Genomic DNA, 22,185 nt, shown 5'->3' on the forward strand with positions numbered 1-22,185 from the left:
GCAAGTTGCCGGCGTCGGTCCCCTTAGGGTCGCGCCGCTTGCAGGAGGACAGGGCCAATGGCCGTTTGGTTGAATGGATTTGAGACTCATCCTTTGCGCAAGGCAACGCGTGCCTTCACATCGGCTGCCGCAGCTCTGGTGATGGTGGCCGGCTTTGCCGGGCCGCTGTCGGTGCCCTCGGCCTTCGCCGCCGGGCAGGGGCCGGATTCGGTTGCCGATCTTGCCGAACAGGTGATGGACGCGGTGGTCAACATCTCCACCTCGCAGACCATTGCCGAGCAGCGCCAGGTGCCGCTGCCGCAGGTTCCGGACGGCTCGCCCTTCCAGAATTTCTTCGACGATTTCTTCAACAAGCAGAACCAGGGCGGCGGTGACGGCGGCAGCGATGGCGGTTCGGGCGACGGTGGCGACACCGGTGGCGAGCCGCACAAGGTGCAGTCGCTGGGCTCGGGCTTCGTGCTCGATGCCTCGGGCATCATCGTCACCAACAATCACGTCATCGAGGACGCGGACGAGATCACCGTCAACTTCACCGATGGCAGCAAGCTCAAGGCCGAGCTGGTCGGCAAGGACGAGAAGACCGATCTCGCCGTGCTGCGCGTCAAGCCGGACAAGCCGCTCAAGGCGGTCAAGTTCGGCGACAGCGTGCACCTGCGCGTCGGCGACTGGGTGATGGCCATCGGCAATCCCTTCGGCCTCGGCGGCACCGTGACCACCGGTATCGTCTCGGCCCGCAACCGCGACATCAACTCCGGCCCCTATGACAATTTCCTGCAGACCGATGCCGCCATCAACCGCGGCAACTCCGGCGGTCCGCTGTTCAACGAAAAGGGTGAAGTGGTCGGCATCAACACCGCCATCATCTCGCCGTCGGGCGGCTCCATCGGCATCGGTTTCTCGATCCCGTCGGAAATCGCCTCCGGCGTCGTGCAGCAGTTGCGCGACTTCGGCGTCACCCATCGCGGCTGGCTCGGCGTCAACATTCAGGAAGTGACCGACGATCTCGCCGAAAGCCTTGGCCTGGGCAAGGCGCGCGGCGCACTGGTGGCCAATGTCACCGCCGGTGGCCCAGCTGCCGACGCCAAGATCGAAGCCGGCGACGTGATCGTCGAGTTCGATGGCCAGCCGATCAAGGAAATGCGCGAACTGCCGCGCATCGTCGCCAACACGCCCGTCGACAAGGAAGTCTCGGTCAAGGTTGTCCGCAAGGGCAAGGAGATGGAGTTCAAGGTCAAGCTCGGGCGCCTCGAAGAGGGCGAGAAGGCTGCGGCCAACGACAAGTCCAAGCCGGAAGCCGACAAGCCCAAGCCGGCCGAAAAGGTCCTCGGCCTGACGCTCGGCGAGCTCAATGACGACGCGCGCACCAAGTTCAAGATCGGTGCCGACGTCAAGGGCGTGGTGATCGCGGAAGTCGCCGCCGGCAGTGCCGCCGCCGACAAGAACATCCAGCCCGGCGACACCATCGTCGAGGTGGCGCAGGAAAGCGTTGCCAAGCCCGAGGATGTGACGGCCATCGTCGCCAAGCAGAAGGATCAGGGCCGCAAGTCCGCGCTGCTGCTGCTGGCCAATCCTGCCGGTGAACTGCGCTTCGTCGCCGTGAAGATCGACTGATCCATCGAGGACGACCGAATGCAAAAGGCCCGGCGGGGATATCCTCGCCGGGCCTTTTCTTTGTTCACGGAGTTCACCCCAGGGCCTTCGCCTGCCGACCAGGTCTGGCCCCGGGCCGGCGAAGGTTCCGGCGATGATTACTGCGGCTGATTCCAGTCGGGCTTCACCAGGATCATCAGGTCGATGTCCTTTTCCGGATAGAAGTCGTCGGCCGACATTTCGAAAGTGGTCGGGCCGGTCTTCTTGATGCCGTTGCCACAGAAGCTGATCAGATTGTTCGGATCACCCTTGTCGACGGTCAGGTGAAACTTGCCGATGGTGCCGCCCCAGTTCTGGCCCGTGGTCAGCACGTAGGACATCCAGTTTTCCACCAGCGGCGTCTCGTCCGGGCCGGCGGCATCGAGGCGCTTGCCGACGGACTTCAGGAAACCGTCGTCCATGCAATACTGGATCTTCTCCTGGTCGAAGGTCTCGCCACTGAAGCGCTCGCCGTCGCCGTAATTGAGGAACCGCAGACCGGTGGTGCCACCCACGCTCGGCTTGTAGCGATGCGAGACGTGCACGTCCGATCCGGCAGGGAAGGTGTTGGTCCACCAATAGGTGGTCTTCAGCTTCCACATCGGCACATAGTCATCCTTCATCGGTCCATCGGCGGTGTCGCTATAGGGAATGTTGACAACCATGCCGCGGCTCATCATGTCCTTGAGGACATCTTCGGACAGGCCGTTCAGCGCTTGCGACGTCGCCTGCCCGTAGGGCTGCAGCGGCACATTGTACTTGCGCAGCAGGGCGGTCACGTCCACCTCGGCCGCAAAGGCATGCTGGTCGAGTTTGGTCTTGACCTCCTTGCCCTCCACCGACACCGAGAAGTCCATGAAGTTGTCGGAGTTCTCGTTGGGGATGGTCACCATGAAGTCGCCGCTGCCTTCCACGTCAGGCATGGGGAAAGCGATGACCGAGGTCTCGTCCGTGTCGCCGCTGTTGTGGAAGACATAGTCGACGCGCACTTCCTTCATGGAGAGGTAGAGATCCTCCTGCGCCATCTGCACGTTTTCGGAGTTGATGTAATAGAGGCCGCCGGCCTTCAGCTCGGCCATGGTGTCGTTGGCAAAGGCCGGGGCCGTGAAGGCGGTGGCCGCCAGGAGGGCAGCGCTGAGCGTAATGACTTTCATGAAACAACCTCTGTGATGATCTCCGGCCGTCTCCTCCGATCGGGCCGTATCAGTCTGCAGCGCGTCGGACGCGCCGCAGCATCTCGTTGAAATTGGCCCGATTTCCCTCCCGCTGTCGAGGGGGCATTCGGTAAAATCATGCGGCTTCTTACGGTCTGTCTCACAGCTCGTCGGGCTACACCGCCACCTCTGCCTGGATCGGCGGATGCGGATCGTAGCCGTCGATGATGAAGTCCTCGATACGATAGTCGTCGATGCTGTCGGGCTTGCGCGCGAAGGTGAGCTTGGGGAAGGGGCGCGGCGTGCGGGCCATCTGCTCGCGCGCCTGATCCATGTGGTTGAGGTAGAGGTGCACGTCTCCGCCCACCCACACCAGTTCGCCCGGCTCGAGGCCCGCCTGCTGGGCCAGCATGCGCTGCAGCGCCGCCGTGCCCGCCAGATTGAAGGCTTTTCCGGTCAGTGAGGCAAGCGCTATGATTGGTGCCTTGGCGGCGGGGGCAGATGGCATATTGATACTCACGTTCAGTATTCCGAGCTGGCACCGCTTTGTCAGGCGCAACTTTCTCAAGATCGCGATGAGCTGAGCGGGCGGGGGCGGCGCGCCCCTATATCGCGCCGAAGCCGCCCCCGACTGTTCAGCGTGCATACACCAGTTCCTTACGGACCCGGCCGTAGGCCGGGCTTGTAGGGCGGCGTTGATCGGCCAAATTGGTAGCCTCACTTACTAGATTTGGCGGCTTTCGGCTTGCCATGTCTAGATGTTCTCGTTCTTTTTGTCGATGAGGACGTTTCTTTTGTGAGCTCCGAAAGGCGGTCAACTTCTTTCATCAGTTGAACGCGACGTTGTTCAAGATGTCTGATGTCTAGATTTAACTTTCGCTCTTTTGTGGCATCCGCTAATCGGATCTTGCGATTGAAAACATAGTTCAGGTATGGCTTTAGCGATATTGCACTTGTGTGCCCCATCATTTCTGCAGCTTTGACCAATATGGTTTCAGCCCAACCGGAATGTAGCTCTTGAAGAGGATGTTGATCGAAAATAGAATCCAAAAGTGTTTCGATAACATCGATGCAATACTTGGCTCTGAACCTGTGTAAGCTGGCCTTGGCGACACCGGCGGCGGCGAAGTCGCGCCTAGTGAGTGTAGTAACACTGTCCGGATGAAGGGGCATTCCAGTCGTGCTCGATATAAAAACGAAGTCTGGATCTTGGTAGGCTATGAATTTCGCTCGGCACCGAGCCACTATTTCTCTGCGACCGAATTCGACCCATTCAAGCGTTCGCTGGATTAGATCTGCCGGGACATTTACGAACCACGTGCCTCCGCGCTTTCGGCGAAGTACGATGCGCCAGCTCGCGTCTTCTTCTGTGAGCTCATCGATCTGATCATAGGTTGGAAGGGAAGAGAGACGTACTCTCAGAATTTCCGCTCGTCGCAGGCCAGTCTCTTCTGCCCAGCTGTACATGAGTGTGTTTCGCTCTCCATGCCTACGGTCCATGGCCAATGCATGTATCCGCCGGCTCTCCTCCTCGGTTGGTGTGTGTTTGTTTCCCTGACTAGACCGCGATATACGCAGAGTCAGTCTCGTAGTGAATCCGCCATAGACCCGGCCGCGTTTGCTTTTCACGAAGTACTTCGTAGCCGAAATCGGGAACTTCCGCGGAGGGCTGTCAGCGGGTGCGTCAAGTGCATCGTAAATACCGACGTGAAATCGAATACGACTGGTTTCTTCGGCCCAGCGGTAGAACCCGAAGACAGCCAGAAGCGAGGTATTAATTCGTTGAGTTTCGTTGCGCTTTGCCCGGCGCATGTGCTCGCGCCAGACGGTCAGGAACTGGTCATCAACGGAATCCCAACGACGACTTTTCTCACGGCAGAACCGCAGAAATATCCGCAGTATCTTGGCATATTCGTAAGCGCTTGATGATTGAGCTCCAGTGGAAATAACGAGGTATCGAAGATAGTCGGATGCTACTTCGTCAATGCCTTCGGGCCAAACCACCGTGGGGATGCCCGGGTGAGCAGTGCCGTCAATGATGCACGACGCGTCGGTCTTGACGATTATTCCGGATGCGGGGCGATTGCGTCGTTTTTCCATTGAAGAGGCTGACTTTCATGTCCGCTCGGTCACTTTGTTTGACACGATTGGCGACGGACGCGGTAACTATCGCAAACGCACGGTGCTATCGGCCCCGACAAGAGCGGGTCTCAGAAGCGCGTGATATGCCAGAGAGCTTGCGGCTTAAGAAATGATCGCCGGCCTCTCGTAGACCGCGAGTTTTCGTCGGAGCTCAGCGTTCTCCTGCAACGCTGACGCAGCGCGGCGCTGCGCGCTCTCGGTGCGCTTTTGTTCAATTTCGCGCAAGTGTCGTTCCGAGTGCCACTGTGAAACGACTTGTTCCAGTTGTCGTTTTGCCTCCTGTTTGTCGAAGATCGTAGTAGCTGATGAAGGAGCGATATGCTGAACTCCCGGACGCCGTGTGCTCTTATTAAGTTCGGTCAAAAGGCGTGCGATTTCGCGGACACGAGTTCCATAAACGGGGTGCCTTTGCGTAAAATCATTTGGAGAGGCGATCCGGCTTATACCAAGCTCGGGATCCTCCCAGTCTTTTGCTGCTCGAAGACTCTTGGGCACGCTGCAATGCTTCTCTTGCGGCACACCCGCTTTTACCCATTCGCTTAGCACGGTTATTCGACGCTCGATCCTGTCGATGATTGATGACCGGATTGGCTGTGATCGAACTAGCAAGTCGACAATTTTCGACTTTTGTTTCATTCCGATGCCTCTTTGTCCGCTAGGGCTGGCTCAAGGGGGCGCGCTGAACTGTAGGTTACCTCGTACGCATTGCTAATTTGGATCAAATTCAGGCGTTCAAGGTCCTCAAACAGCGTGGGCTTGTGATTGCTAGTTTTTAGTGCTCGCTGGAGATGCTCAACTTCCCCACAGACTGTGGCGGTTCGGGAACCTTCGACAATTGCGAACGGACACTTGTGGCAAGTAAGAGGCCCGGCGTTGGAGAAGTCTGGTCCCTTTGCCTTCACGAGGTTTGGGTCTTCTTGCCGGCAGACTGCCTTTCGGGCCGCGTCGTTCGAGAGCGGACAGGAACACGTAACCCAGGGTTTGGGAGTGAGAACCAGGCGTTCGCGCTCCATAAACATGAAGAGACTCGCGCCGGCGCGATCAGGTGAAACGACCTGCATTTTTCGCCGAAACTGGCCAATGATGCGCGCCGCTACTTTCTTTAGGCGCTCCCCCATAGGTCCACCAACCGCACGCTCGCCCGCGGCAATGGAACGAGCGAAATTGCTCCTGTAGCTCATCTCGGTGTCTTGCCAAATCGCGGCCGCTTCAGCATCCAGTGTGACGTACCGGCGTGTCATTTCCATACTGAAGTGACGTAGTTGATGGGATAGAACCTCTATCGTCGCTCCATCGTGTCGATAGAAGTATAGAGTCGCAAAGAGGCGCCGCATCTGGTGCGGTGTCCAATGCCAAGCCTGAGGCAGCCCACCACGCGGTTGATGAAGGGGAACGCCAGCGGCTGCAGCGAACTCGTCAAGGTGTTGACCGACGTCCAGTTGCACAGTGGAGCCGCCTTCTTTCATCGCGAGGAAAATCAGGGATCTTCCGCTCTCTTTCCGAGCATTATTGCTGATGGAAAGGAGAAGTCGGACGGCTTGAGCGGCTATCCTTGGTATTGGAATCCACTCCTTTCGCTGCAAAGTTTTCTCGACATAGATATGCAGCCACCAACCGCCTGCGTCATCGCCAGCCAGGCAGTCTTCGGTAAGCTCATCGATCTCACGATCCCGGCGCGCCGTAAAAGTCGCGAGTATTATCCAACACGCAGTCGCCGTTTTAACGATTTCCGGCCATGGCAGAGCGGTTGCCCTGGTTCCTGTGTTTGATCGCTCCAGGACGCGACGTGCGGCCTGCTCCACCAAATGCAAAGCGAGCTTAGGTGGTGGGATTGGTGTGCGTTCTGCCGCGATGCCTTTGATTGCAGCGACTTTAGCTGCGCCAAGTGGAAATGGTTTGAAAGTGATGGATTCAGCGTTCATGTGACGGCGCATGGTCCAAAGGCTTTCAAGTGGATCGAGCCATCGACCAAGTACCGGTGATGTCTGGTTTCGAAATGGGGGCAAATTCCCCGCCTGGAAGGATTTCATATCCAGTCCCGATGCTTTCGCTGCGCGTGCAATCAGCCATGTCACCCTCGGCAGGCATCTTGCCGTCCCCTCCGGAAGGTGGCTGTCGGCTAAGAGTTTCTCCACCCAAACATAGTTGCTGGTGTGACCCTTTGGAGATGTGTATTTGGGAAGAGGGAGGCCGGAGGCTTTTAGGCCTTCTAGATGTTTTTCAATACGCTCCGACGCGTGAAGTACAGCGTCAGTCCCATACCTACATTCTTCGATTAACTGTACTATGTCGAACGGAACCAAGTGCTTGAAACAATAAATGCCTCGCAGCGTCAGCGCATGGACTATGTGCATGAGATTGCGAACCAGTGCCGCGTGGGTAACGGCGTCATCTATTTTCGTGAAGCGCGGATCCCTCATCCACCAAGCGTACTCCTTCACGGTCGCATAGAGCTGATGGCACTCGGTGAGAAGGTTGCCGTCGGCCAGTCTATAGGCGAAGGATATGTCGGCCGTATGGTTAGGGTCATTACTGTCAGTAATGCGCCACTCGGGCGCTGAGTACGGTGATAGCAGCCATGCCGCGTGCCGCTGCTCATCTATATCCTCGGTGGCCTCGCTGGTCTGCGGAATCGCACTCTCGCTGAACGAATGTGTCTGGTTCATTTTACCAAGGCCTATGCGGGACGAAGGTAGGCGACGCTTTGAGGGCCTGTGCGCGTTTAGAGGCGGCTTGCCAAATTTTAATTAGCGGACCGCGGGTCATTTTCTCCTCCACCACATCAGCCAGGCACAACCATGGGAGCCAGATTGCTTCCCAGCGGTCAGGATGATCCCGCTCCCAATCGGCGGCTGCGTCGCGAAGAGAGAGCTGCCATAGTTGGAGCGCTGCTATCGCGTCGACATCGGCGATAATCAATAGATTAGGACAATCATCCCAGCATTTCAGCGTTTGGCATTGTTTCGGCCGCGGGCCAGAGCTGTTTTTTAAGTTGAGACAAAAGGTACCGAGGCCCGAAGGGCCAACTTGAGCAAGGCGCTCTTGAAGCTCATCCTCGCGAAGCCCAAGCCTCGTTGCGGCATCTGGGATACTTGCAGCGATTATGGTTTCAAGATCTGTTTGGAATCGTCGTACCTGCGTATCGTAGAGCACCCTCGCTGGCCATTTTTGTTGATATCCTTGCGTGACCTGCGAGGAGTGCTGACCAATAGCCTGCCCTAGTTGGAGACGACCGTCATTTTCAAGGCATGCTTGCAGAAGAACACTTGGACGAAGCATGTTTGGGGTTAAGCTAATCTTTTGGTCGCCAAACTTGGATTCCGCGAACTGTCTAAACCAACTCGTGTACCAGTGGGGCGTTGCTAGCTGTACTCGTGAGCCAACCCTGATCAAGAAGAGCCGATCGATATCGGTAGCGGCACGGCGTGCCAGCGGCTCAGTGGCAGATTTCAGCCATTCGATAGCTTTGATCGCTATGTTGTCGGAAGGAAGATCGATGTAGATCGCCTTCCCGCGGGCTCGTGCTTTGTGGCCAGTGATACGCGAGAAACCAGGCACATCACTCTCCGTGATGCATTGGCGGTCGAGAGTCCGACCAACACTGACATTAGCGCCGGCCTCGCACAAATACAGGGTTAGGACCGCCCCCACCGCGTCGGCATCGGGCAACAAAAGACCTTCGAGATATCTTAAGCCGCCAAGTTCCAGATAGCGCTTCTGCAAGAACTGTCCGTAGCCAGGGATAGGCGTGTGGGCAGATGGTGGAGCTCCTCCGAAATTATTGACGATAATTTTGAGGAGATTTCCGATGCTGCGCTCGCGCGTGCCCTCGGTAACCTCCATAGGAAATGGGAAATACTTCCGAACTAAGGTAATCCTGTCGTAACGATTGAGATCTGCACCGGTATACTTCATTTCGAAGTCGCGAGGGTCTATGTCTGCCAACCCCAGGAGCTGTCGACCCAAATCCAGTTTTGCACGAGCAGTCTGCACTATTGCGTTGGCTGCATCTTTCAGTGTGCCCAAGCGCCGATTTAGTACCTGCAGGATTGCCGTTGAGGGGTCTGGAGGAAGGGAAGTGACATGCCTAAGCTCTTCGGCAATTCCTGAGAGGAACCCCTGTAGCTCACCCCTATCCGACTCGCTGCCAGTCGATCTGCAGGCGTGACCGAACTGTATCTGCGCAAACTGCACGTACGGGTCGACCGGGGTTGCCGATCGTTTTGGAAGCGCTTCGGCGACGCTTTTCAAATGATGCGTACTGCGCCGCCGAGCATGCTTAATTCCCGGCAAAGCCGCGGAGAGTTTTGGCACTATGAGATTGCTCCCAAGAGCCTCAAGTGCGAGACGAAGGGCTTTGATTTTAGCATCAGCGCTAATTGTTGTGCCGCCTAGATTTTGTTTGCTGACAAGAACCTCTCGAAACGCATAAACGGAATCTTCCCAGGCGCGGCTGTTACGTACGTCGCCGGTGGTCCTCGTGTCGGCGATGACGGTGCGGCAATAGTGATCCGTGCTTTGGCCGATCCACTCCAAGGTCGCAAAGAGGACCAGGTAAATACGCTTCACAGAATCCGGGGCGAGGCCCGCAAATGCGATTTTGAACCGAGCTCCGATCTTTTCGATAAACGCGCGAGGCCAAAGATTGAGAAGCGCGCTAAACGGAAATACTCGGTCGTGGAAATATGGGTCGATCTCGCTTCGCGTAGCTTTGTCACGGATTCGCTTCTCACAGGCTTCAATCGCCATCAGAAAATGACGATCCTGTAAGCGTCCGATTTCGATCCCAGCAAATTGCGTTAGTGCCGGCCGATTGACCGTTAGCCGGTCGGAGTTAAGGACCGGCTTCAGAAGCCATTGTTTCACTTTCTCCAGCTCGATGCGACGAGCAAGCGGTATGTAGTCGTCTGCAGCGGCTCTATGGTCAAACGAATCGAATAGCTCTCGAATCTGAGGGAATCTCGTAAGTGCAGTTCCGCCTGCAAGCTCGAAGTGCTGCATACATGCTTGTCGGTCTATTCGGCCGTCTCGTAGGCCCAGTTCACCGGATCTATATGCCTTTTCCAGCCAAGCGTGCATGGCGCCAAGCTTCGCTAAGGGGCCTGTTGCGATTTGGTATTTCGCCTCGTATTCGGACAGTATGTTCCTGTAGGGTTGTTGCCCCAGCAGTGAAGTTGAGACGCTCAACAAACGCGCATAATGCGCTTTGTTAATTTGATCGTTTCGACTCGCGACTATGCCTTCTTCCAGCGCGTCCCCGTCGAGGAGCGCTCGAAGCCGTTTAGCAATGGATCTGGACATTTCTAGACCGCTACGTCCGCTTTGATTGCCGCGTGGGGCTCATAGCCCTCAACTTCGAAGTCAGTAATCTTGTAGTTGTCGATGCTGTCAGGTCGCCGGGAGAGCCGCATGCGCGGAAATGGTCGCGGCGTGCGAGTGATCTGCTGCCGAGCTTGATCTAGGTGGTTGAGGTAAAGATGAACGTCGCCACCAACCCAAATTAGCTCTCCAGGGGCAAGATCAGCTTGTTGCGCCAGCATCAATTGTAACGCAGACGCCCCTACGTAGTTGAAAGCGGCGCCTAAAAGCAGATCGCAAGAGCGCTGAAATAACAAGCAGTTAAGCCTTCCTTCGTTCGTGACGTGGTACTGGTAGACCATGTGGCAGGGGGGGAGTGCCATTGAGTTAAGCTCTGCCGGATTCCATGCGTGGAACAACATGCGCCGGCTGGCCGGATTGGTTCTCAGCGTTCTGACCAACTCCGCGATTTGATCGTATTCCTTACCATCGGCGCCTAGCCATCGGCGCCACTGTTTACCGTATACTGGACCGAGATCGCCCCACGTTTGGGCGAACTCGTCGTCCTCAATGATGCGCCTCTCGAAGTTTTCCTGAGAAATCTCATCTCCAGTCGACTTGCGATATTTCGCTAGTGGCCAATCGGTCCAGATTCGGACGTTTTCCCGAAGCAATGGCTGCAGATTGGTTTCTCCGGTGAGAAACCAGAGCATTTCCTTGACCGCTGTCTTCCAGAATACCTTCTTGGTCGTCAGGATCGGGACGGTTCCGTCGGATAGATCAAACCGAACCATGGCGCCGAACAGCGATTTGGTTCCGACCCCAGTCCGATCAATTCGCTGATCCCCTTTTTCGAGAACGAGCTCCAGGAGGTCGAGATACTGATATTCGGGATGACGCACGATCTGTAAGCTCCTCTCGCTCGCAAACTTGTTGGCGCTCTACCTTTCGGGGTGGCTGCCAACAATCCCGCTCGGCCACCTGACCGTCCAAGCCTGTTACTCGCTAGCCCGTCTCATCTAGCTCTGTTCTCAATCACTGTGCGGCCAAGATTTTCGGATCTCTTCCGCACAGAAATCTGAATTGCATGTAATAACGCTAATACCCAAGTAGGCTTGCGTCAAGAGGTCATAGAATGGAGTCATAAGAAGATATAATATAAATATATAATTGATGGACTCGTGAATAGTATTCCAGGATTCAACTGATTTTCTTTTTCTGAATCCCTGTGGATAACTTGTTCTGCCCATCCTTTGCTCGGAATTATCGAAATTAGCGTGGCCGGAAATGCGAACTCGATGAAATGAGTTCGTCGGCGTCGAATTTGGGCGGAATTTGCAATGTGTCATTTCCGTGTTCGTGTTTAGTTAGGCCATGTGGACGAACTTGATCAAGCAAAGTCGTGCGGCGAAGCTGACGATTGAGCGGAAGTTTGGGTGGTTTTCTCGCAGCGCAGTGCGACGCGCTTGAAGCGCTTGAGCCGTCCAAACCCCTGTTCGATGGGGGCAAGGTCATCCCGGTAGGCTTTGCCGGCATAGCCCTTGTCGCTGAGGACGGCGCGAGGTTTGATATCCGGGCCGATGTTGAGCTGGTCCCCATTTCCAGGACAGCTTGGCGGCCAGCTTAAGCTTGCCCGTGAATGTTCTTCACGCCGCCAGTTTCATCCCTCGGAAGCCGTCATGGACCTCCGCCGGGGTTCGTCCGCCCAACGATGAATGTGGGCGCCGAAGATTGTAGTACTCCACCCACCTGCCGATGCCGGCCCGTGCCTCGGATCCTGTCTCGTAGGCGTGGAGGTAGACGCATTCGTATTTGACGCTTCTCCATAGCCTTTCGATGAAGACGTTGTCCATCCAGCGTCCCCTGCCGACCATTGAGACCTTGACGCCCGCGTCGATGAGCCGTCCGGTGAAGCGCGGGCTGGTGAACTGGCTTCCCTGATCGGTGTTGAAGATCTCGGGTCTGCCGAACCTTGCCATCGCCTCGTCGAGGGCTTCGATGCAGAAGTCGGTGTCCATGGTGTTCGACAGCTTCCAGGCCAGAACCCGTCGGCTCGCCCAGTCCATGATAGCGACCAGATACAAAAAGCCTTTTCTCATAGGGATATAGGTGATGTCTGCGCACCAGACCTGGTCGGGCCGGTCGATCGTCATGTCCCTCAGAAGATACGGATAGACCTTGTTCTCCGGATGCGGATCGCTGGTTCGCGGCCGCGGGTAGATCGCTTCGAGCCCCATCAGCTTCATCAGCCGTCGGACCCGCTTGCGGTTCACCGCGTGGCCCAGACGACGCAGATGGCGCGCCATCTGGCGACTGCCGTAGAACGACGTCTCCATGAACTGGGCGTCGATGAGACGCATCAGTTCCAGGTTCGCCTCGCTCTCCCTCGCCGATGGGACATAGAAGCCGGAGCGGCTGATGCCGACCAGCTTGCATTGCCTTGTGATTGAAAGATCTTGGTTTTTCGGCTCGATCATCTGACACCTCCGATCAACGCCCAACGACCGGAGGCCCGTTTCAAAAAATCGCGTTTCACCACCAGTTGGCCGATCATCGCATGCAGCTTGTCGATCTCGTCCCGCCGGTCCGCTTCGACAGCCTCGGCCTTGCCAGAGAACGTCCCAGACATCCCCTCGATCGCCTGCTTCTTCCATGAGTTGATCAGCGTCTGGTGAACGCCGTGCTTGGCAGCAAGCTGCGCCAGCGTCAGCTCACCCCGGATCGCCTCCAGGGCCACCTGAGCCTTGAAGGCCGCCGAATACCGCTTCCTCGTACCCGTCACCGAAGTCGTCCTCATTGCCACGGAGCAAGCTTACGTCACTGTCCGATTCTCGGGGACCACCTCAATGATCTTGCCGGTGATGTCGTCGTAAAGGCTCGTCCGGTCGGAGCCGGCACGCCCGCTGCTGTCATTCCTGAACATCGTTGTTCTCCGCGGCGGGCGCCGGAAACCTCTTCTCCGGCCCTCAACCCGTCACGGAAAACCCGTCCGCACTCTCACTCTCGGGGGCGTTGCGGGGCAGGCTGTGCTAAAACTTGCGGAGGGAGCCCCCACCTCAAGCGGTGGGAACGGTCCCGCCGTCGATGACATATTCGGTACCGGTTATGGCTGCAGCGCGCGGGGATGCCAGGAATGTTATCAGATCGGCAATCTCGGCCGGTTTCGCCGGTCGGCCGAGCGGGATTCCGCCTAGAGAATTCATGATGATCCTCTTGCCGCCCTCATAATCGGTCCCGGCCTCCCTCGCGAGCCGTTCCGCGAGCGCCACGGCGGCGTCGGTCTCGATCCAGCCCGGCGACACGCGAACCACCCTGATGCCCTTGGGGGTCACTTCCTTCGACAGGCTCTTGCTATAGGTCGACAGCGCCGCCTTTGCTGCTGCATAGGCGGTCGTCGATTCTGGCAAAGGCAGTTCGTGCTGGATCGACGTCACATGGATGATGACGCCCGATTTCTGCGCGATCATCGACGGAAGCAACGCCCGATCGAGCCGGACCGCAGGCATGAGATTGTGATTGATCTCCTTCTGCCATTCCTCATCGGTCAAGGCCGCAAAGCCGCCCGCCGGCGCGCTCGATCCTCCAAGCACATTGACGAGGATGTCGATGCCGCCGAACACGTGAACCGCCTCCTCGGCAACCTTGGCGCAGCCCTGCGCTGTCAGCAGATCGGCCGCGATGTAATGGATTTTGTCGGTTCCATTCTCGGGCACGGTTCGGGCCGTTGCCGCGACGCGCGCACCTGCGTCCGCCAATGCCTGAACCACTGCAGCGCCCGCGCCCTTGGTGCCGCCCGTCACAAGGGCGCGCTTTCCATAGAGGCCAAGATCGAAGCTCATGGGACGATCTCCAGCCGGGCGATCACGTCACCAGAGAGCGTGAAAGCGTAGCGAAGGTCCACCGGACTTCCCGGAAAGTTTCCGATCAGATGTGCGGTGACGATGACCCTGTCACCCTGATCTTCGACGGCTACGGGGTCGGCGACATATTCATACTTTGCGGATGCCTCGGACTTCCAGGCCGCGATCGCGTCGCGCCCCGTATACGTCTTCTTCTCGTCGACGACCACGGCGTCGGCCGTGAAACATGCGGCAACCGCCGCGCCATCCGCCGCATCCGCAGCAAAGTAGTCGGCTATGGGTTTGGGTAATGCGAGGGTCATGATCGATCTCCGGGTTGACCTTGTCTGGATACTGAAAATGCCCTAACTTTCCAAAATCGCAAGAACACACGAAAAAGTAAGGTACTAACTGAAAAGTATGTCAAACCAACATACGAGAGAAACAGCTGCCGAGGGCGTCGAGAACGCGCTCAAGCTTCTTGAGGGGCGCTGGAAGCTGGTGATCCTGTTTCACCTCTTCGGCGGGCATGTTCTGCGCTTCTCCGATCTCGAACGCGCGATCCCGGGGATCTCCCAGAAAATGCTGATCCAGCAACTCCGGCAGATGGAAAAGGACGGGATCGTGCGCCGCATCGTCCATCATCAGGTGCCTCCGAAGGTCGAATACTGCCTCACGGACTGGGGTCAGGCCCTGTGCCCGGCTCTTGATGCGCTGCTCACCTGGGCTGCGCAGCGCGAAGGCATCGATAGAGGAAATCCGGACGTTGCGAGCCAGGACTCAACGCTATGAGCTTTATTGAAGGCATGGATAGAGGGCAGACCGCCTTATTGCCACCCTGCATCGATGATTACATTGCCCCGGATGCTCTCGTTCGTGTCGTCGATGAATTTGTTGGCGGCCTTGATCTTGTCGGGCTCGGCTTCGAGCGCGCGATTAGCGCGGCCACCGGCAGACCTAGTTATCATCCGGCCGACATGCTCCGCCTCATTTAAGAGTGGACTCGGATTTCCCGAAACTTACCGGTACGCGGAGCCCAGCCTCCTACATGCGAAGGTCGCGATCTCGCTTCTGTCGATCGAGGCCTACCCGACAACGCTAGGAGCTGGGTAGACGGGGGCGCGGCGCGCCCCTCAGTAGCGCCGTAGCCGCCCCCGTCGTTAAGCCCAGCGCGGCTAGTACAAGAATGCGCTGGACCCGGCCAAAGGCCGGGCCTGTAGACCCGGATTCGCCATACACGGGGAAAATCCCACAACCTCAATGATTCTCGGTATTCACCAATCCCTCGTCGCTCTCTATGGAAACCAACAGGATCAGGTCAGCTGGCTCAGGCCTCCCCATCACGCAGCGGTATCTAACGGCCGAGCACCAATAGACCTAGTCGTCAGGGGAACGCAGGACGGTCTCTTGAGCGTTCGAAGGTTTCTCGATGCAGCTCGCGGCGGACACAACATGCAGCCCAACGAGATGGATGAGGCTTCTCGGCAGCACCAAGACCCAGAAGTTATGTGCCTGTATAAGCCGATACCGAGCTGATGATCTCAAATCGACGTCGTAATCGGCGGGCGAGAGTCGCCACCGCTTTTTTGCGGTACTCACGGCATCAAACAGCGAAATAGTGGTACCCCTTAGCCTCTTAGGGCGCGAGTGCCTTGGAAATCGTCGCCAGGATCGCGTGCAACTGCTATTCTCACCTCAATGCATGGGGGAATCATGGGTGAGGTTGCAATCGATCTTTACTCCGGGTGCGGGGGGATGTCGGCAGGAGCATTTGCTGCTATCCCAGACCTAGAGATCAAATGGGCTCTAGACATTGACCCATATGCTTCTCAAACCTTTAGGAATGCGCATCCAAGCGCCTTGGTGGACTGTTGCGACGTATCTACCGTCTCTGCCACGGAAGTTGTCGAGAGGGCACGCCTCGAACAGATCGACTGGTTCTTTGCAGGGCCAACTTGTCAGGCGGTCAGTACAATGGGTGTCTTTCATCTCGAAGACCCTCGCAACGCGCTGTTTGTCCACTTCATAAGACTGCTGGACGGCTTTACTGCTGCAGGACGAAAGCCACGCCGAGTCGTGATGGAGAACGTCCCCGGAGTCGTCTACGGACGGAATCTGATTATTGTAAGGGAACTATTTAAGCTATTAGAGGAGCGAGGATATTTCGTATTCGCCGACGTGGTAAATATGGCGAACTATGGACTTCCGCAGCTCCGCAATCGCTTCATCCTTGTTGCCGCGGCCGATGAAGGCGCGGGGACGTTTCCTGCACACACCCACACTCCATTTGGTACATATGATCTTCCCAAATATGTATCAGTGCGCGAGGCGATCGCAGACTTATTGGCGGAAGCCGGTAAGGACGACATTGCCAAACTAGCAGAGCTAGACCATCTCACGCCATTTCAAACCTATGTCAGAAACAACCGAGGCTTCGCTCCCAACCATCGCGCATATACGTTGTCGGAGCTCAATCGAAGACGTGTTGCCAGTGTCCCGCAGGGTGGCTGTTGGAAGGACATTCCTCCCGAGCTGTTGCCTGATAGGTTCCGGCGAGTCCGCCTGACCGATTACGCCACACTTTACGGTCGCTTGCATGAAGATTCTCCATCCTACACGATCTCCGCAGGCTTCAGCAACGTCACATCGGGCTGCTTTACCCACCCCGTTCACGATCGTTCGCTAACGGTACGCGAGGGCGCGCGGCTTCAGGGATTCCAAGATTCCTACGAGTTCATCGGCCCGCTCGCGGCTCAGTACCGCCAAGTAGGCAATGCGGTACCTCCATACTTTATGATGCGCTTGGTGCGTCATCTGCTTGAGGACGCAGAAATCGGGGTTCCAGCCAGAATAACGTCTTCGGTGCTTGAGAGCGGAAAAAAGCTGCCGAAGATGGCCAAGCGGTTCATGAACAAGAAGAACGACTCCGTCCGTTCCCGTGACGGATATGGTGGCGGAACGTATTGGCCAGCGGGGTGGGGCGAACCTATCGCTGCAGACGCAGTCGTAGCGAACGGCCATCGCTTGAAAAACATTCCATTTAGGTATCGCCGGCGCGACGAATGGCGCGTGCGCAGGGACACGTTTTCGGATCAGGACATAGCAAAAGCCTACAATGAGCAGTTTAGGGTCGGAGGCTTTGACACTGTCATCGCGGTTCCTTTAGTAAAGGAAGGAAACGTTGACGCAATTGACCGAGCGGTCGTTCTAATTTTGGCAACTCTAGCCAGACACGGCGGGAGCTTTGAAATCGAGATTCCAGTGCGCTACTTAAGAGCGCGCATAGATCTGCTGCACCAAAATCTAACTGAGAGCGCGTCCGCGCACCTGCCCGCTATCGAACATATAGAGGGAGGCCGAATCCGGTTTGGCGAGCCTGGAATTGCGGCTCGTCAGTCATTGCTGCGCTTCGAGGAACCAGGTCCACTTGCACCTGCCGACGCTCGCGGTCCACACCTCATCCTGCGAACCACAGTAGGCGTCGCCAAGCAAGTTTCCACCAATGTTAGTGTTTAAGCACTGGCTGGCTAACAATGATTGCGATAGATACAAAACAGCACCACTATTAATAGTGGCATCTACGGTTTTCTGGGGAGGGAGGACCGATTGTCTCAATATGAGGATATTTTCCTCACCAAGTATTTTGTCGAGCCGGGCGTTGCCGGAAAGATTGGCAGCGTCCACGTCGATGATGGCGACTTAGCCGATATCCTTGGAGCCGACGATCTCATCGATCTCCAAGAAAAATTCCTACGTACGCTTCCGCACAAAGCCACCCTCAAGGCTTATCTAGCCGGAGAGCTTACTCCGCTCGCAGGCCGCCCCCCCAACTACCTGCCCATCCTGCTCTTCGTTTGTTGGATGCAGACGTCGAAGACCCGGCAACGCGAGGACCGCGATTTCCGGCAGATGCTGGGACGTCGCACGGGTGAGAATTTTATCGGTGCGAACATGAGTGGCCTAAACCCCATGTGGGAGCACTTGCGCGACTACCTGTCATCCAAACATGGCATCGAACTAGATCTTCCGGCGATTGAACCGCATCGGCGGATTGGTCGAACGCTTCGGATTGCATTTCCTACCTGGAGAGATGTAGCCGTCTTTAGAAAGCTTCGGCAATCCCTCAAACAGGCCCAGCTGTTGGATCCTTTGGTGGTTTCGAACGCCCTTCAAACTTCACGCGTGTACTTGACCGATGCCCTACCTTCCTTCGCCTATAACCTCGGTTTGTTTGAGACCAGTAGGAAGCGAGGCGGAGAGGATTATCTCCTCACTTCATTTTGGAAAGCATGGTATTCCGTCGTCGCCGAACAAGCCGCCGCAGAGGAAATGGAGGTATTGACCGGCGACTTTGGCGACTTTGAGATTTGTCGAGTATCGCCCTCCGGTGAACGCATCCCAATCCGCACTCCTGAAGAGGCTTGCAAGTATGTGCCTCCGGCGCTTGCCAAGGCCATACGCAACGGCTTGGTACTTATGGAAGACGTCGGATTCGGTAGGGCGCGAGCAACTACTTCACAGAAGTCGCATCTCATATTGCTACGTCGATCCAAGTTGGCAGAGTGTTCTGATGGAGCGATTGCAACATGTGCTTCTGTCGGCACGCACTGGGTATTGGCCACATTTCGAAATGGGCTACTCTCGCAACCGGCAAGATCAGCGTTGCAGGGCATTGGCTGGCGAGACGGGGTAAAGGTAGGGGGAGGCTTTCTTGGACGGTCCCCGTTTACACCGGTGTACACTACACCCCAGCACGCGCGGGTAATCGTTTCCATCAACGGGCGAGAACAACCCATGGCTCAGGTGCCACCTGGCATCGCCTTTCCGCCTGGAACCTACTCAGGCACGGCCGTGGCGCAATTTAACGCCGAGCGACATAGTGTATTCCTTGTTCCTTGCGCTTCGGAGATCGGCGAAACACACAGGCTCAAACTCGATCGCTTCCGCGACATCCCAGAAGACCAATTCTACTACGGTACGAGTCCCACCACGGACTTCGTCACTCGTTTTTGGTCAGGAAATCGCGCTGAAACCAACGATGCAATGATGAGTATTGCGGAGGCGCTGTATGCTCGCTCTGCGCGGGGCTTAGCGCTTGTCGAGGGATTGGTTCTGATCAGACGAGGCCTGTCTCATATCGAACGTCGTCCCCATGAGTGGGATGTACTCAGAGCATTTGCCGATGCGGGCTGGTTTGACTTAACTCTACTACGCACCTTTCCCGCACGGAGGCTACTTCAACGCGCCGTGACTGCGCGCGCCGCTGGAGACCGCACTGTGCTCATTAGCGGGCCGACACCGTACGCGACCGTCGAACGCATAAAGGCTGCTGCTGAAACTATCGGAGCATTCATAGAAGTTCATCATGCGATCTCTGAGTGGTCTCTTCCGCGATACCTAGTGCGCGTTGCCGATAAGGCGCAGCAGCAAGTGTTTATTGGTCGGATCCGCTTCCCGGAAGCTTTGCCTACGATCCAAGCCGAACCCAAACAAGGTAACCCGAACGGAATACATGGCTATCGCTCCATCGCGCGTTTCGATGATTCAAATGGTTTTTTCAACCCTAGTGACGAAGTGGCCGAAGGGCTCTTTCGGCTAGAGAGAAATGAAGGAAAGCGACCGTTCCTCTATCGTTCGATTGTTGCAGGACAACCTTCCGAGAGTTTTGAGTCGCCTTCGATCGCTATTTTGCGCCACTACGCAAGAACGCGTCGATCCATTTTCACGTTCGATGGAAAGGTCCTCACCGCCACCGCGGCAAGAGCTTCGCTGCCGTCCAGTTGGGCTCATTGGGCATCGGACCGTGTGATCTGCAATCCCGGCCCCATCTACGCATCGGGAAAATGGACATATGGGTACCCGTTGGGACAAGAAGAGGTTGAAGCGCTTTCCCGGTTGGTCGCTATCGAATGGCAACGTAGCCCGCTCGGTTCTGCATGGATCGAGAGGTTCACATCCTCTGCCTCCAACAGACATCGGACCGTATACGACTGCCGATCCGGCAAAATTCGAGGGTCGTCTCGTTCGACCCCAAGGGGGCCTTGATGTCAAAATCTATCTTTCGCGTCCTGGAACTATACGGCACTGATGGAGCAATCATTGCGCAGGTACCCGAGGACAACGAGAGGGCAGCTGGATTTGTTCGTCCGAAGGTGGTGAGGAATGGCAAAATCCGGCTCGGCGGCGTGGACTCATTTTGGCTCTTGAGTGGGCTAAAGAGGGAGCCGAAGCTTATCTCTTCGAAAGAGGAAACGCCCTCGCCGTCCTTCACCTCCGGCTCAACCGCGGCAACCTTAATGGGCCGCCTCAAGAGCGGAATCGAAGTCGAGCATTCAATTAGGCCTGGCGGTTATTTTGGCAATGCGAAGCTTGAAAGCGTGTCCGTCAGTTCGGCAATCCGGCTTACTGTTGCGTACTGTCCTGAGGATAAGGACTACGAAAGGTTGGTCCGCGACCTGCGCCAGGGAAAACTCTCGGTTCCCATCGGAAGCATGGTGGACGCACTGGAGATTAGCCCTAACTGCTTCATGACCTCCGGCTTCTGCAGGCTTCCAATCGGGCACTATGCTCTAGCACCGGATACCCGTGTGGGCACGGTGCCGACAAGATCGGTCACCGGCAAGCTCGACATGATCGCCGTTTCACACGGTATTATGGTCTTCGTGTCGCCGCCTAAATGGAGCCTTCCGGCGTCGACCGATCTTCGCTCAGACGAAGAAATTCTCTATTCTGCGGAAAAATGGCTCGCTCGTATTGAGTCGGCGCTATCCGCCGCAAACAGAAGGGCGCCGTGTCCCGACTTAGTCGAAACTTTACGGACTTATGTAGCATCGTCAATCTCGGAGAAGGAGAGAGAGGATATTGATGCAGTCCTCCGTGTCCTCTCCGACCGTAAGTCATTGATCGAACTCTTGCCTCAGATTTTTGAACGGGACGCTGGCTGGCGCACCCGTTTGCAGGAGTTTGCACAATCGGAATACGACCGCGTCCAGGCTGAGGTGAGGGATCGCCTATCTCAAGAGACCTCGCTTTTCGAAAAACTGCGCAAAGAGGTGCAGGATGCTGAAGAGCGGATAGCGACACTCGCGCATCGAGAGGTCCTGTTGCGCAACGAAACGGACCGACATGAGGCTCGCCTTAAAGAGAAGATAGCTGACGCCGCGCGTGCTGTAGCCATTACGGCATTGGAGACAACACAACAGCTCCGAGACGAGCTAACGCAGGTTCGGGCGGAGCTTGAGCAGATCGATAGAACGTCCTCTGTGGAAGCTTCTGGCCACACTTCCAACACGGCTTTGGCAGCGGAACCAACATCGGATCTCGCCGAGCTTTCAATCGCCAGCGAGACAGACCGGTTGCGTGTCATATCGGAGCTCGCTTCTTCGACCGGACTTCGCCTCACCGACCTCCTTGCCGTGATTTGTCACTCCGTTGATGACGTCCCGGTCCTAGTGGGCAATGGCGCAGCAGGGATTGCTGCTGACATCGCACTCGCCATAGGAGGAGAAGCCGGCGCAGTGGTCTTTTGCGATCCTACTCAAGTTTCGTTTTCAGATTTACTTCAGAATGAAACTGCGGGGTTGGGAAAGGCTATCGACATAGCCAAAGCGAACCCGAACGTTCTCGTTCCCGTCGCTCTCTGCAACATAACGAATGGCCCATGCGAATACTGGCTGCCCCACATCGTAGAGATGAGAAGAATCGGTAGGCTGCCGTCAAATCTAGCGCTTATTGCAAGCGCAGGCATCGATGGGCTCAGGGTATCCGTACCAAGGTCAACTCTTCGCTATGTGTTTCCCCTGAAAGCTTCCAGACTGACGGCCTCGCCAACGATTATATACGCCGGTGCTTGGCCGACATTGAGCGCCAATGCTGCTCGATCACGCGAAATGATCGAGCCTCTCGCAGGTAAGGTCGAAGGCACAGCGGAGCTAACGCATTTTGCCCACATGCTCGCTAAAGCCCCAGTTGGCACGGGACTGGATCTATGTGCGCTCGCAGACGCGCTTTTGACAGAGCGAGAATGGATTGCTGCCTGGCGTGATGGAGCAGAGCACGAATTATTGCAGCATTTCATAAACTTGGGGGGATAGGCACGATGTTTGACCCGATCGGCGGCTTTG

General features: G+C 56.6%; 16 protein-coding genes and 1 pseudogene. 7 read left to right on the forward strand and 10 right to left on the reverse strand.

Annotated elements, in window-relative coordinates; genetic code table 11:
• Window positions 1–141 precede the first annotated feature (141 nt).
• Complete coding sequence (locus L2I41_RS04640; protein ID WP_237152578.1) at window positions 142–1,611, forward strand: Do family serine endopeptidase; 1,470 nt, start codon at window positions 142–144, stop codon at window positions 1,609–1,611.
• Between the two features lie 137 nt (window positions 1,612–1,748).
• Here L2I41_RS04640 and L2I41_RS04645 read toward each other — a convergent pair whose 3' ends face one another.
• The 10 genes from L2I41_RS04645 to L2I41_RS04690 form a co-directional block, all read right to left on the reverse strand.
• Window positions 1,749–2,783 (reverse strand): DUF4424 domain-containing protein, encoded by a 1,035-nt coding sequence (locus L2I41_RS04645; protein WP_237152354.1) that lies wholly within the window; start codon window positions 2,781–2,783, stop codon window positions 1,749–1,751.
• A 175-nt stretch (window positions 2,784–2,958) separates the two neighbouring features.
• Entirely contained in the window at window positions 2,959–3,303 is a 345-nt protein-coding gene (locus tag L2I41_RS04650; RefSeq protein WP_390633823.1) for a thymidylate synthase, read from the reverse strand.
• A gap of 197 nt (window positions 3,304–3,500) precedes the next feature.
• A complete protein-coding gene (locus L2I41_RS04655) occupies window positions 3,501–4,883 on the reverse strand; it encodes a site-specific integrase (RefSeq protein ID WP_237152355.1) in 1,383 nt (460 codons plus the stop codon).
• A gap of 144 nt (window positions 4,884–5,027) precedes the next feature.
• A complete protein-coding gene (locus L2I41_RS04660) occupies window positions 5,028–5,561 on the reverse strand; it encodes a hypothetical protein (RefSeq protein ID WP_237152356.1) in 534 nt (177 codons plus the stop codon).
• Window positions 5,558–7,591, reverse strand: a complete 2,034-nt coding sequence (locus L2I41_RS04665; RefSeq protein ID WP_237152357.1) for a site-specific integrase — start codon at window positions 7,589–7,591, stop codon at window positions 5,558–5,560. The genes L2I41_RS04660 and L2I41_RS04665 overlap by 4 nt, the downstream gene beginning before the upstream one ends.
• 1 nt (window position 7,592) lies before the next feature.
• The gene (locus L2I41_RS04670; protein ID WP_237152358.1) at window positions 7,593–10,226 is read right to left on the reverse strand and encodes a hypothetical protein; all 2,634 of its coding nucleotides are present in this window, start codon (window positions 10,224–10,226) and stop codon (window positions 7,593–7,595) included.
• Window positions 10,227–10,228: 2 nt separating this feature from the next.
• Window positions 10,229–11,128, reverse strand: coding sequence for a thymidylate synthase (thyA, locus tag L2I41_RS04675; protein WP_237152579.1), 900 nt, complete (start codon window positions 11,126–11,128; stop codon window positions 10,229–10,231).
• Window positions 11,129–11,869: 741 nt separating this feature from the next.
• Window positions 11,870–13,005, reverse strand: a protein-coding gene (locus L2I41_RS04680; protein WP_237152359.1) for an IS3 family transposase whose coding sequence is annotated in 2 segments (ribosomal slippage) — window positions 11,870–12,741 and window positions 12,741–13,005 — 1,137 coding nt in all. Because the reading frame shifts where the segments join, the coding sequence is not laid out codon by codon here.
• A gap of 274 nt (window positions 13,006–13,279) precedes the next feature.
• Window positions 13,280–14,062: an SDR family oxidoreductase gene (locus L2I41_RS04685; RefSeq protein ID WP_237152360.1), complete on the reverse strand. Its 783-nt coding sequence runs from the start codon at window positions 14,060–14,062 to the stop codon at window positions 13,280–13,282.
• Complete coding sequence (locus L2I41_RS04690) at window positions 14,059–14,385, reverse strand: nuclear transport factor 2 family protein (protein WP_237152361.1); 327 nt, start codon at window positions 14,383–14,385, stop codon at window positions 14,059–14,061. The genes L2I41_RS04685 and L2I41_RS04690 overlap by 4 nt, the downstream gene beginning before the upstream one ends.
• A 97-nt stretch (window positions 14,386–14,482) precedes the next feature.
• Here L2I41_RS04690 and L2I41_RS04695 point away from each other — a divergent pair, with 97 nt between their 5' ends.
• The 6 genes and pseudogenes from L2I41_RS04695 (at window position 14,483) to L2I41_RS04715 (ending at window position 22,155) form a co-directional block, all read left to right on the forward strand.
• Window positions 14,483–14,854, forward strand: coding sequence for a winged helix-turn-helix transcriptional regulator (locus L2I41_RS04695; RefSeq protein WP_237152362.1), 372 nt, complete (start codon window positions 14,483–14,485; stop codon window positions 14,852–14,854).
• Window positions 14,851–15,051 (forward strand): annotated as a pseudogene (locus L2I41_RS04700) (transposase); the annotation flags it as partial. The gene L2I41_RS04695 and the pseudogene L2I41_RS04700, both read left to right, overlap by 4 nt.
• A 271-nt stretch (window positions 15,052–15,322) precedes the next feature.
• Window positions 15,323–15,598 (forward strand): MbcA/ParS/Xre antitoxin family protein, encoded by a 276-nt coding sequence (locus L2I41_RS21605; RefSeq protein WP_390633825.1) that lies wholly within the window; start codon window positions 15,323–15,325, stop codon window positions 15,596–15,598.
• Window positions 15,599–15,775: 177 nt separating this feature from the next.
• On the forward strand, window positions 15,776–17,578 hold the full coding sequence (locus L2I41_RS04705) for a DNA cytosine methyltransferase (protein WP_255720116.1): 1,803 nt from the start codon (window positions 15,776–15,778) through the stop codon (window positions 17,576–17,578).
• A 90-nt stretch (window positions 17,579–17,668) separates the two neighbouring features.
• Window positions 17,669–20,107 (forward strand): hypothetical protein, encoded by a 2,439-nt coding sequence (locus tag L2I41_RS04710; RefSeq protein ID WP_237152365.1) that lies wholly within the window; start codon window positions 17,669–17,671, stop codon window positions 20,105–20,107.
• The gene (locus L2I41_RS04715; protein ID WP_237152366.1) at window positions 20,107–22,155 is read left to right on the forward strand and encodes a hypothetical protein; all 2,049 of its coding nucleotides are present in this window, start codon (window positions 20,107–20,109) and stop codon (window positions 22,153–22,155) included. The genes L2I41_RS04710 and L2I41_RS04715 overlap by 1 nt, the downstream gene beginning before the upstream one ends.
• The last annotated feature ends 30 nt before the right edge of the window (window positions 22,156–22,185 follow it).

This window comes from Oryzibacter oryziterrae (genome assembly GCF_021864535.1).
Lineage (GTDB): Bacteria > Pseudomonadota > Alphaproteobacteria > Rhizobiales > Pleomorphomonadaceae > Pleomorphomonas > Pleomorphomonas oryziterrae.